This is a genomic window from Angelakisella massiliensis (assembly GCF_900104675.1).
Lineage (GTDB): Bacteria > Bacillota > Clostridia > Oscillospirales > Ruminococcaceae > Angelakisella > Angelakisella massiliensis.
In genome coordinates, this window is the sequence record NZ_LT629945.1 from 1,027,885 (window position 1) to 1,039,868 (window position 11,984).

Genomic DNA, 11,984 nt, shown 5'->3' on the forward strand with positions numbered 1-11,984 from the left:
CCATAGCAGCGCCCCTGATTTCCCAATAAAAATTTTGCATCATATACAGCTGCCCCCAGCCCAATAAACGAAAACGGACGCCTCGATACCTGAAGGATCGGGACGTCCGTTTTATCTGCTTATGTAAAACTGCCCATCATGACAAAAGCCTGTTGGGAATATGGAGGATGTGGGGGAAAATGTTACAGCTCCAGCCCACGAAAGAATTCATCAGTGGAGGAAACAAAAAATTTGCCCTGTTCTGAATCAAACAAAAGGGAGAGGGGAGGCTGACGTTGAGTGAATTTGTCCTGCAGCTGCTTCCGGGAAAGGAAATGATTTTCTTTGTAAGAAATGCCATCGCTGAAAACAATAAAGCGGCTGGCAAAGGTTTTCCAAAAGTTGGCGCTGAAAATTTCAAAGGTGGACAAAATCAGCGCATCCGCTTCATTCATTTCCTCTCCGTAGACCAGTTGGGCTACATACAAAAGAAATTTCTTTTCAATGCCCGCCATCACAACCACTTCACGGTGATCCCGGTTATAAATCAGCTGCTGGTAGACCGCTTCACCAAAGTATTCACCGCTGTAGCTGGTGTTGATAACAGTGGCATGGATATCCAGATTCAATGTGGAGGCAAAAAGAAGATTGATCTCCTGCTCCATGCTCTCCTTGCTGACAAAGGGTGTTCTGGGCTGGCTCAAAAGGCCCCTTCCCACAATGGCCATATCAGCGGTGGAGATATGTTCCAGCAGCCAGCCTATGCCCAAGCCCACAAAGTCCAGAATCTCTTCCTTGGAGCAGCCGCCCTGGTTGATGATGTTTTCATATTTTACCAGCTGGATGTCCTGGAACTCATCATGAAGACGCTTGTGGAAAACATAGTCGCTGTAGCCTATCTGACGCATATAGGCTTCTTCACGTTTGGCATGGTTGTCAAAATACCCTCGCAGGTATCGGATGCCTTCCCGGAGGATAAACATTCGTACAGAGGAATTGTCGCCGCCCTCCTGAACTGTGTTGATAATTTTTTTGGAAATGGCAAACAATTTCTGGTGATCGTCATCCAGATCACCAATCCCCATCATAAACCGATCGCTCCACTCAACCATGCCCTGCCCTCGCTTCCTGTAAAATAAACGATTGCTGCTGGCGACTGCTGTGCCAACAGTCAAAAGCGTTGCTGATAAAATCCCTTAATGTAAAATTATAATACATTTTCGGTATAGTTTCAACTAGCAGGATGTGGTCAGAATGTCAATAAAAACAGATTTAAAGAAAAAGTGCGGGACAAAAAATCACTTTTGTCCCACACTTTTCTTTGTTTGCCAAAAATTGTATCGCTCAGCCCGGTGGAAAGGAACAATGATTTTCCATCTTCATCCAGCCGGTTTTGCGCTGATTCCCACAAAGGACCATGGCCTGTGGAAGGGCTTTATACCTGCTCTACCACAACACTCTCGATGACCACCGGCTTGCGGGGCTTATCCCGTCCGTCGGTGTCCACATTGGAAATGGCTTCCACGATGTCCAGCCCCTCGATGACCTGACCAAAAACAGTATATTTCTGGTCCAGGAAGGGATAGCCGCCTACCTGAGCATACTTGTCTACCGCCGCCTCAGGCCAGCCTCCGTCCTTCATCTGCTGAAGGGTATCGGCGTCCAGATCAATGCCCTGAACGATGTAGAACTGGCTGCCGATGCTGTTGGGCATACTGGATTTGGCCATGCACAGAGCGCCCCGGAAATGGTAGAGATTGAGAGAATATTCATCGGCGATACCATGTCCCCAGATGCTCTCTCCTCCCATGCCGGTGCCTTCAGGATCTCCGCCCTGGATCATGAAATCCTTGATGACCCGGTGGAAGATCACCCCATTGTAATAGCCGTTTTTGGCGTGGGTAAGAAAGTTTTCCACACACTTGGGCGCTTCCTGTGGAAAGAACATCAGCTTGATGTCTCCCATGTTGGTTTTCAGCGTGGCGACTTCCCCCTCGGCGGGTTGGAATTGCTGGAGAATGACTTCTTTCATGGATGGTTCCTCCTGTTTATTCATCGGTTGATGGGGTTTCGCTAATGGTAATGGAAAGGATGGTGACATCCTCCACCGGTTTGGCGCTGTCATCCGTGGCCACAGCCGCGATGGCGTCTACCACATCCATGCCTTCAATCACTTGGCCAAAGACGGTGTGTTTGTTGTCCAGCCAGGGAGTACCGCCCACCTCGGCATATTTATCCAGTGCGGGCTGAATCCGCTCCACATATTCCTCTGGAGCGGGGGCGGAGGCAAGAGCGTCATAGGCCGCCTGCTCTTTTTCCATATATGCGGTCACTTCCTCCTGGCTCAGGCCCTGGTCGATCTTGTCATAAATGCGCCGCTGGGCCTGGTTGAAGGCGAGATTGGTATACAGGACCTGAGCGTACTGGCTCATCATTTCCTCGGTAATGGTATCGCCGCTCTGGACAATGAAGAACTGGCTGCCATTGGTGTCGGTGCCGGAGTTGGCCATGGACAAGGCTCCCCGGAAATTGTGAAGGCTGTCGGAAAACTCGTCCTCAAAGGGTGTGCCCCAAATGCTCTCGCCGCCGGTGCCGTTGCCGTTGGGATCGCCTCCCTGGATCATGAAATCATCAATGACCCGGTGGAACAGCAGTCCGTCATAATAGCCTTCCTTGGCATGGGTGATAAAGTTTTCCACTGCTTTGGGGGCTTGCTGCGGAAAAAGCACCACCACGATATCTCCCATGGAGGTGGAGATGGTGGCCTGAGGGCCGGTGGGCTCCTCAAATTGGATCAGCTCCACGGGAGCGGTATCCAGGGTGACGCCGGGGATTTCCTCTCTATCTGCGGAGGAGGACTGGCTTTCGGCAGAACTGGCTGCGGAAGAAGTTTGGGAAGAGCCAGAGGAAGAGCCGCTGCTGCCGCATCCGGCCAATAAGGCCAGAGCGAGGACCAGGGCGAGGAATGTGCAGGCGTATTTTTTCATCAAAAGGGAACCTCCTGTGTTTTTACTGTTTTCCCCAGCGCATAGACCGGGGAAGGTACGGATATACTTTGATAGGTACAGCACAGATTTTATCTATTATACAATACACAGGGGCAAAAATACAAGGGAAAGCCCCCATTTCCTGACGAGCAGCCTGAAGGACCCGGGCAGGGATGAAAAAGGGATGAACGATTTGAAAATTCATTTTACCAGCCATCAAAAACGGTTTGTACTTTTTGGGTGAAACAGGAAAAATTTTACCTGCCGGTTGACAGGCGGGCTACAATTCGGTAAGATAATAGTGCACGCAGGGATCGTTCAGGTCCTTTCTGTGCAAAAGCAACAACACAGTTCCTTTGTATCACAGGCGGCGCCGCCGCGGATAGGAGTCGGATTATGGATCAGGAAATGGAAAAGGATCTTATCAGTTTGCTGGATGAGGAAGGTCACGAGCATCAGTTCGAGATCGTCGACGCGGTAGAGCTGGAGGATCAGGAATATTTGGCGCTGGTGCCGGTGTTTGATGACCCGTCCGATTCTTTGGAGGACAGCGGTCAGCTGGTGATTTTGCGTATCAGCGAGGAAGAGGACGACAGCGGCGAGCAGTTCCTGGAGGCCATTGAGGATGAGGATGAGTACAACCGGGTGGCCCAGCTGTTTATGGAACGGCTGTCTGACGAGTTTGATTTTGAAGATGAGGATGCCCCGGAGGATGGGGAATAAACAGCTTGAAAGTTACCCTGTGGTGTGCGTGATTACCGCTTAATATAATCCAACACTTATATTAAGGGAGCGTGAACTCCGGTCTGGGATTGCAGACCTCCCGGCTTTGCCGGACGAAGGGAGCAGGAAAAGAAGGGAACGCACCCACCTGTCTATGACGGGTTCTATTGTTCGGTGTAACGGCATTTGCGGGGTACTTGAAAAAAACAGCAGGGCGGACGTCAGTCCGCCCTGTTTTGCGTGCCGAAAAAGTTCGGCACGCTTCCAGGGGGACCCAGTCCCCCTGGATACGCCGTCTGGTTCCTGACGAAACCAGCGGCGATACCCCCGGTTTCGCGCCCCAGTGGGCGCGGGTCGTGGTATAAAAATCAGGCACATGTCCCTCTGAGTGTGCCGAAGGGGTTCGGCACACTTCCAGGGGGACCCAGTCCCCCTGGATACGCCGCAGGTTCCTGGCGAAACCAGCGGCGATACCCCCGGTTTCGCGCCCCAGTGGGCGCGGGTCGTGGTATAAAAATCAGGCACATGTCCCTCTGAGTGTGCCGAAGGGGTTCGGCACACTTCCAGGGGGACCCAGTCCCCCTGGATACGCCGCAGGTTCCTGGCGAAACCAGCGGCGATACCCCCGGTTTCGCGCCCCAGTGGGCGCGGGTCGTGGTATAAAAATCAGGCACATGTCCTGATTTTTATGATTTTAAATTTTGTTTTTCCTTGAAAACAGTTTTTTCTGCAGTCTGTCCTGTTCTGCATTTATGGCAGCTTTTTTCAGGGGAAGGATTGTTTTTCAGGCTGGAAGAAAAAGCCGCGTCAGGGAAGGACGGCTGTTGGCGCCATATCAGTGGAATTTTTGCTGGATTTATTGGTAATGAGCGCTAAATTTTTTATAAATAATGAAAAACATTTCTTGACTTTTGCCTTTTCTTCTCCTAGTATGGAACCATACGGGAAACAGCCCTTTCCCGGAATACCGTAAGCGGCCTCAGGCCGGCGGGGAAGAAAGGAATGGTTTGCGATGTCTAAGTGGGATGATTTTTCCTCCAGATTGGACGCCTACATGAAAGCCCATGAGCAGGAGCTGATTGATAATCTGGCTCGGGTTGTCCGTCAGCCCAGTGTCAGCAGCACCGGCGAAGGTGTGGAGGATTGCTGTGAGCTGATTTACCAGCGGATGAAGGGTATGGGGCTGGAAGTGGAGAAATATCCTGTAAAGCCCTATCCGGTACTGGTTGGACGGTGGGGCAACGATCCTGCCAAAAAGACAGTGCTCATTTATGCCCACTATGATGTGCAGCCCCAGGGCGATCTGTCCAAGTGGCGTACCCCTCCTTTTGAACCCACCATTGTGGACGGCGCTATGTATGGACGGGGCACCGCCGACAATAAAGGCCCCCTGACCGCTCATCTTAACGCCATTGAGTTCTGGCTGCGGGAGTATGGTGAGCTGCCGGTAAACGTGCGCACCATCTTTGAAGGCTGTGAAGAGAACAACAGCGCCGGTCTGGAGGAATTCCTCCGGGATCACAGAGACCTGCTGAAAGCGGATATGGTTTACTTCAGCGATGGTTCCAGAAACCACAACGAGCAGCCCATTATCGCCCTGGGCGTTAAGGGTATGCTGTATGTGGAACTGGAGCTGACCTCCATGACCCGGGATGTCCATTCCCAGTATGCGTCGGTGCTGCCCAGCGCCGCCTGGGAAATGGTGGAGCTGCTGCACAAGCTCAAGAGCGATGGCGTGGTGCATGTTCCCGGCTTCTATGACGATATCGTTCCTCCCACGGAGAAGGAAAAGGCCATCTATGCCACGCTGCCCAATGTGGATGAGAATCTCCGCAAGGGCTACGGCACCAGCCCCATTTATGATCCTGAAAAGGGTTATTACATCCAGCTTAACAATACCCCCACTTTCAATATTTCCGGTATGTGGTCCGGTCATACCGGTCAGGGAGGGGCTACCGTCCTGACCTCCAAGGCGTTCGCCAAGATCGATATGCGTCTGGTGGTCAACCAGTCCGGTGAGAAGATCCTGGCGAACCTCAAACAGTATATCCACGACCTGGGTTATGATAATGTAGAGGTGCGCTGCACCGGCATTACACCTCCCGCCAAGACCCCTGTGGAAACTCCCTGGCTGGAGCCGGTGAGCAAGGCGGTCCAGGAGGTGCTGGGAGATCATATGGTATATCCCAACCGTCCTTCTACCGCGCCGGATTACCTGTGGACCAATGTTCTGGGCCTGCCCACCATTCAGGTGCGGTGGTGTGATTCCACCTCTGACAACCATGCCCCCAACGAGCATTTGTCTCTGTGCAATTATCTGGGCGGAAGCCGTTTGACTGCCACCGCCCTCAAGGAGTTGGGCGAGGCTCAGTTCTGAGAGAATAACAACAAAACAATGGCCCCTGTGCGGTTGAGTTTCATGCCGTACAGGGGCGTTTTTTCTTGTAAAAAGCTACCTTCGGGAACGCTGTCAGGGAGGCGCAGCCTGTTGGACCCCAGTCTCCCGCAGCGACCAGCCAATTGGTCCCCAGGGTGTTCGCCGCAGTTTTGGCGGGCCCTTTTTCTTTTGAAAAAACAGAGGGAAAGGTGGATTTCCATTCCCTTCGGGGGCTGGGGAACCTCACGGGATATTCCCATGATGGGAGCCCTTGCCTGCTTCGGGGAAGGGCCGGCCGCCCTTGGGCGGCCGAAAAAGGGACGGCGGATGAACCGCCGTCCCTGCTGGAGTAAAAGATTGTGGAAAAAAGGATGACCGGGCGTTTTCCTGTTTTTCTTGGGGATATGCCCCTTGCCAACTTTGTTGTAATGCTGGGATTACCGCTCCCCGGCCTCCGCCCGCTGGGAGAAGGTCACCAGCAGATAACCCAGGACAAACAGTGCCGCCAGCGCCAAAATGCCGTAGGTGGAGGAGCCCAGCAGCACCGCCGAAGCGGACATGATCATGGGGCCGAAAAAGTCTGCGAATTTGCCGAAAATATCAAAAAGACCAAAATATTCATTGGACTGCTCCTTGGGCACCATCTTGCCGAAGTGGGAACGGGAGATGGCCTGAATCCCTCCCTGGCACATCCCCACAGCTACCGCCAAAGTCCAGAATTCCCATTCCTGATCCAGCTGGAACCCAAAAAGGCAGATGCCGATATAGATGAGAATAAAGCTTTTGATCATGGGCAGGTCTCCGATTTTCTGAGACAGCTTGCCGCTGAGAATGGCGAAGGGGAAGGCCACCAGCTGCGTCAGCAGTAAGGCCAGCACCATGCTGCTGCTGGAAAGACCCAGTTCACCGCCATAGACAGTGGCCATGGAGATGATGGTGTATACTCCGTCGATATAGCAGAAATATCCCAGAATGAACAGCAGCATTTTTTTATCCTGGCGTACCTTCCGGAAGGTTTGGGCCAGCCGCCGGAAGGCATGGTTCAGCTTCCCCTGGCGGTTTTCCAGGTAATGGGTCTGCCGCACGTTCCGCAGCAGCGGAATGGTAAGAGCCAGCCACCATACTCCTGTAAGGAGGAAGGAGAGCTGGGTGGCCTGCTGGGTGTTCAGACCAAAGGGGGTGGTGAAAATCAGCGCCAATCCAGCCACAAAGGGGATACAGCTGCCCAAGTAGCCCCAGGCGTATCCCTGGGAGGAGAGCATATCCATCCGTTGGTCTGTGGTGACGTCTACCAGCATGGAATCATAAAAGACATTGCAGGCGGAATACCCGATACGCACCACCACAAAGGCCACCAGAAAGGCCTGCCAGCCGGAAACGGTGGACAGCACTGCCACGCCCCCCAGAGAGAGGACCAGAAACAATCCAAACAGCCGTTTTTTCATTCCCCGGTAGTCTGCCAGGGCCCCTAAAATGCAGGAAAAAAGCCCCATCACCAGCACCGCCGCCGAAGTGGCCCAGCCCCATAAAGCGCTGGCGTATTCCGGAGAAACGCCGTCCGCTTCCGCATAGCTGCGAAACAGGATGGGAATGGTGGTGGAGATAAGCATGGTAAAGGCGGAGCAGGCTACGTCATACAGAACCCAGCTTTTTTCCGCCCGGGTCATAGGAGATTTGGACATGAAAAATCCTCTCTTTTCAGTAGGGTTTATGGAAATTCCCTTGGGTGGGAAATACTCTTCGCATACAGTGCTGCGGATCAAAGTGCAGCCAGCCAAAGGAGGCGGAAATTTGAAAACCGTAAACGGCCGACAGATTTTGTGGAGAAGTCTGTGCCGGTTTTACACAAAAGCTCTTCGCTCTCAGACAGCCATAATGGCTGCCGGAAGATAAAAGAAAGCCATCTGCAAAAAGCCCCAAAATCTCCTGTCTGTCAGCGTCAAGGATGGAAGCCGAAGGAATGACCGCTTCACTGCTGAGGGTATTGTACCCTTTTTAAAGGGGAAAGTACAGAGAAAAGGGGAAATTTTCCCCGTTTTTACAGCGCTGCCCCATGAGATGAGCCTGAGGCGTATAAAAAGACTTTTTGGGCAGATAGTACTATGGAAAGAAAATAAAACTGTTTGAACGGCTGGATTTTCTCCGGTCAAACCATTTTCCCCGAAGAGCAGGCTGATAGTGCCGACGATTATCAGCTTCACGGATACTGTGTAAAAAACCGGGACCAGCATAAATTGGCGGCAAAGCGATGTCCGCAGGGGGAGATGGTCCTTTGACAGATCTGCCTGTTTCCGGTGGGGCTGCGGCTTTGACACAGTCCATGGAATGAAAAAGAGAAAAACACCAGCGTTCGATTTTTCGCCCCAGTCCCTGGGGACAATTGTGGAAAGGAGGGGAGTTTACAAATGAAAGACAAATGGAAAGGGTTGCTGGGAAGCAGCGCGGTAGGCCTTCTCAACGGACTGCTGGGAGCGGGAGGAGGCATGATCCTGGTGCCCTTGCTGGAAAAGCTGGGGGTCAAGGGGAAGAACAGCCATGCCACCTCCCTGGCGGTGATTGTCCCCCTGTCGGCGGTGAGCGCCTTTCTTTATTGGAGAGAGGGATGGCTGCGCCTGGACCAGGGGCTGCCGCTGCTGCTCCCCGGGCTGGCCGGTGGGGTGCTGGGAGGCCTTTTGATGGGAAAAATCAAGCTGGGGTGGCTTAAAGCGGCTTTTGGCGTGCTGCTGCTGTGGGGCGGAATACGGAACCTGCTGTAGCGGCCGATGAAGCAGCGGCGGCATTTTTATGGTGTTGGGCGGCTGCGCTGCGATATATTTTCCCGGTGAGAAAGGAGATTGCCACAGGTGAATGGATGGAACGATTGGCTGGGGGCCGCTGCGGCTTTGGGAGCGGGAATATTGGGGGCCATGGGCCTGGGAGGCGGCGGCGTACTGCTGCTGTGGCTGAACCTGACGGGAATGGATCAGCGGCAGGCCCAGGGACTGAATCTGCTGTTTATTCTGCCGGTGGGGCTGGCGGCACTGTGGTTCCACCGGAAAAACGGTTTGATCCAATGGTCGCTGCTCCCCTGGCTGCTGGCAGGAGGTGCTGCGGGAGTGCTGGCAGGGCATAGTGTGGCAGGCTTGCTGCCGGAGGAGGCGCTGCGGAAGGGCTTTGGTCTTTTGCTGGTGATCACTGCTTTGGGTGAGCTGAAAACAGCCTGGAGGCTGCTTCACCGGCAGGGGGAGGAAAAGAAAAACGGCGAACAAAGCTGAAAAGATTCTGACTGCTTGCCCACCGGCGGCAGCAGGGAGGGAAAATACCTGGAGCAGGGACGTTTTATGGGGAAAATATCGCCTTCCTTTCAGGAGGGAAGGCGGATGGTGTGAAAGCACTGAAACAGGGTGTGTTTTTTCTTCCTTTCCCCCAAAAACCTGCTGTATAAACCGGCAAGGGACGGTACAAAATAGGGGTGAGGTGATAAAAGATGCCCCAGAACAATAAAATCAGCCTGTTTATGAAAGACAAAGGGTTTTACATCGTCCTGGCCGTCTGCATCGTCGGCGCGTCCGCCGCCGCCTGGGTGACAGCCAACAAAACCCTGGACAGCATTGAGGAAAACAACAAAAAGATCGTGGAACAAAGTGTCAGCGGAGAGGAAAAGATATGGAAAGACGATTCTCCGGGGATCTCTATCCCCGATACACCGGTGCCAGCGGAGCAGCCCGTCTCCGAGGCAGAAAAGCCGCTGCCCTCCTCTTCCTCGCAGCCGCCTGCTTCCTCCTCCTCCGGGAATACGGCAGATTCCGTCGCGGGCTCCGAGCAGCCCAAACAGCAGCAGAGCTCACCGGCCTTATCCTATGTCTTGCCCCTGGATTCGCTGGGGGTTATCACACCCTACAGCAATGGCGAGCTGGTGAAGAATAAGACCCTCAACGTCTGGCGGACCCATGACGGCGTGGACCTGCGGGCCGAGAAGGGCGCGGCCGTTAAAGCGGTGGCGGACGGCACGGTGGCCGAGGTGCGGGTGGACCCCCTGTGGGGCGGCACCATCACCCTGACCCACAGCGATGGTCATGTGACCACTTACTGCGGAGTGACAGTGGATAAAAATCTGAAAAAGGACAGTCAGGTGAAATCTGGCCAGCAGCTGGGTACTGTTTCGGAGATCCCTGCGGAAATCTCCATGGAGTCTCACATTCATCTTACCTTCCGTAAGAATGACAAGTATGTGGATCCTGCAACCCTGCTGCCGCTGAAGGCAGACCAGTCCTGACACATTCTCATCACAGCCAAAGGCAGACGGGCCGGCATACAGCCGACCCGTCTTATACTGTAGAAAACCTGTTGCAAGAAAAAACAACATTCAAAATCATAAAAATCAGGACATGCGCCTGATTTTTATACCACGACCCGCGCCCACCGGGGCGCGAAACCGGGGGTATCGCCGCTGGTTTCGTCAGGAACCAGGCGGCGTATCTAGGGGGACGGGGTCCCCCTGGAAGCGTGTCGAACTTTTCGACACGCATTAGACGGGCCGGCATACAGCCGACCCGTCTTTGTCTGTCCCATATGCTTTTGGAAAAATATTCAGCCTCTGCTATGACAAAAAAGGGCCGGATTTCCTCCCCGCAAACAGCCCGGGGAGCAACCCTCACCGCCGCTCTCACAATGGCTGGCAGGGGAGAAATCCTCCGGGACCCCCTTGTTTTTCTCCAGCTTTTCCACACAACAGCGCCCCTGGCCCAGAGAAAAGGAAAATATTATTTCACTGTCTCCCCGATGCTCAGGAGAGGAAGGAAATTCGTGATGGAATTCATCACTTCGCCCTTTTTTTCCAAAAGCCGCTGTGTTATAATCCAATTGAGACCAAAAGGCGGATTGCCGCCGCCGGAAAGGGGAAAGTATCCATGGCGTATCTCATCTGCACCCAGCCGGTCAATCCCCGGATGGATGCCCTGCCGGCCTATAAGATCATTCATTATCCACTGGAAAAGCGGGATTATAAACCCTTTGCCCAGGTGAAGCTGTGTCTGACGCCCCAGGAGCTGGTGGTACAGATGTGGGCTTTTGAAATGCTTCCCCGCCCGGAAAGCAATCTCCAGGGTCTGCTGACTGCTGACGGTTCCCGCCGTCTGTGGCTGCGGGCCTGGCCGGACGGCCGGTGGGAGTGTACCGCCGACGGACCGGAAGGAAGCCGGAAACTGGACGCTATCGCCCACACGCTGGATGGCGAGGATCTCCAGGGAATTTACTGGGGAATGTCCATCCGGGTTCCCCTGCGCCAGGCGCAGCAGGTGTTGGGGGCAGAAAATCTTCGTCCCGGGGGACATCTGCTGGGAAACTTCTACAAGCTCAGCGACAACAGGGACAAGCCTCACAAGGGCAGCCTCTACCCGGCGGATTTTGCGGGAGAGCGCCCATACGCTCTGCCCTCTCTGGGGCAGTTCCAGGTAGTCAATTATTGACGGCGTGCCGTTTCTGATTTCTGGGACATAAAAAGGACAAAATGCCGGCCAGATAGAAGTATGGTGGCTTCCGGCTCACAGCCGGCAGACCACCTTTAAAAGATTGGAGGAACCAATTGCTATGAAAGTCATTTCTTGTCTGATCAATCTCATTGTAAAGCTGACAGTTGCGGCTGCCGCTGTGGTTCTGCTCCTGGAACTGGCGGATCACTGGAGCGGACGGGATTCCCGGTATCCCATCCAGGAGGATTTTGACGACTGACAAGCCCTGAGGCAGGACAAAACGGATTTCTTTCACCGTTGTCCCAAACCTTTTGAAGACGGCTGGAACAGCAGAGAAACAGCCTGTTCCCGGTCTTTTTTGGGATGTGATTTTTAATGATCAGTTCAGAGGGGAAGAACAGGAAAACAAGGCTTTTCCATCACTTCCCCCGAAGGACAGAACAGGCAGTAAAAATGAGTGACGGAAGT

The 11,984-nt window shown here is 53.6% G+C and carries 9 protein-coding genes, 1 other RNA gene and 1 pseudogene; 7 read left to right on the forward strand and 4 right to left on the reverse strand.

Features of this window, described 5'->3' with window-relative positions; all coding sequences use genetic code 11:
• Positions 1 to 182: 182 nt before the first annotated feature.
• The 3 genes from BQ5383_RS10185 to BQ5383_RS20085 all read right to left on the reverse strand — a co-directional run bounded on the left by BQ5383_RS10185 (position 183) and on the right by BQ5383_RS20085 (position 2,966).
• On the reverse strand, positions 183 to 1,091 hold the full coding sequence (locus BQ5383_RS10185; RefSeq protein ID WP_083389920.1) for a bacteriohemerythrin: 909 nt from the start codon (positions 1,089 to 1,091) through the stop codon (positions 183 to 185).
• Between the two features lie 323 nt (positions 1,092 to 1,414).
• The gene (locus BQ5383_RS10190; RefSeq protein WP_071431701.1) at positions 1,415 to 2,011 is read right to left on the reverse strand and encodes a peptidylprolyl isomerase; all 597 of its coding nucleotides are present in this window, start codon (positions 2,009 to 2,011) and stop codon (positions 1,415 to 1,417) included.
• Between the two features lie 16 nt (positions 2,012 to 2,027).
• The gene (locus tag BQ5383_RS20085; protein ID WP_083389921.1) at positions 2,028 to 2,966 is read right to left on the reverse strand and encodes a peptidylprolyl isomerase; all 939 of its coding nucleotides are present in this window, start codon (positions 2,964 to 2,966) and stop codon (positions 2,028 to 2,030) included.
• A gap of 396 nt (positions 2,967 to 3,362) precedes the next feature.
• On the opposite strand from BQ5383_RS20085, the gene BQ5383_RS10200 reads away from it, so the two are divergent.
• The 3 genes from BQ5383_RS10200 to BQ5383_RS10210 all read left to right on the forward strand — a co-directional run bounded on the left by BQ5383_RS10200 (position 3,363) and on the right by BQ5383_RS10210 (position 6,066).
• Positions 3,363 to 3,689: a DUF1292 domain-containing protein gene (locus BQ5383_RS10200; RefSeq protein ID WP_071431703.1), complete on the forward strand. Its 327-nt coding sequence runs from the start codon at positions 3,363 to 3,365 to the stop codon at positions 3,687 to 3,689.
• Positions 3,690 to 3,700: 11 nt separating this feature from the next.
• A non-coding RNA gene (ssrS, locus tag BQ5383_RS10205) (6S RNA) lies at positions 3,701 to 3,888 on the forward strand.
• An 813-nt stretch (positions 3,889 to 4,701) separates the two neighbouring features.
• Positions 4,702 to 6,066 carry a M20/M25/M40 family metallo-hydrolase gene (locus BQ5383_RS10210; protein ID WP_071431705.1) on the forward strand — a complete coding sequence of 455 codons (1,365 nt, stop codon included), beginning with the start codon at positions 4,702 to 4,704 and terminating at the stop codon, positions 6,064 to 6,066.
• Positions 6,067 to 6,503: 437 nt separating this feature from the next.
• On the opposite strand, the gene BQ5383_RS10220 is transcribed toward BQ5383_RS10210, so the two are convergent.
• A complete protein-coding gene (locus tag BQ5383_RS10220; RefSeq protein ID WP_071431709.1) occupies positions 6,504 to 7,748 on the reverse strand; it encodes an MFS transporter in 1,245 nt (414 codons plus the stop codon).
• Between the two features lie 723 nt (positions 7,749 to 8,471).
• Here BQ5383_RS10220 and BQ5383_RS21885 point away from each other — a divergent pair.
• The 4 genes and pseudogenes from BQ5383_RS21885 to BQ5383_RS21110 all read left to right on the forward strand — a co-directional run bounded on the left by BQ5383_RS21885 (position 8,472) and on the right by BQ5383_RS21110 (position 11,775).
• Positions 8,472 to 9,320 (forward strand): annotated as a pseudogene (locus BQ5383_RS21885) (sulfite exporter TauE/SafE family protein).
• Between the two features lie 212 nt (positions 9,321 to 9,532).
• Positions 9,533 to 10,321 carry a M23 family metallopeptidase gene (locus BQ5383_RS10240; protein WP_071431718.1) on the forward strand — a complete coding sequence of 263 codons (789 nt, stop codon included), beginning with the start codon at positions 9,533 to 9,535 and terminating at the stop codon, positions 10,319 to 10,321.
• Positions 10,322 to 10,955: 634 nt separating this feature from the next.
• Positions 10,956 to 11,513: a hypothetical protein gene (locus BQ5383_RS10245; protein WP_071431720.1), complete on the forward strand. Its 558-nt coding sequence runs from the start codon at positions 10,956 to 10,958 to the stop codon at positions 11,511 to 11,513.
• A gap of 121 nt (positions 11,514 to 11,634) precedes the next feature.
• The gene (locus BQ5383_RS21110) at positions 11,635 to 11,775 is read left to right on the forward strand and encodes a hypothetical protein (protein WP_172724613.1); all 141 of its coding nucleotides are present in this window, start codon (positions 11,635 to 11,637) and stop codon (positions 11,773 to 11,775) included.
• Positions 11,776 to 11,984 lie beyond the last annotated feature (209 nt).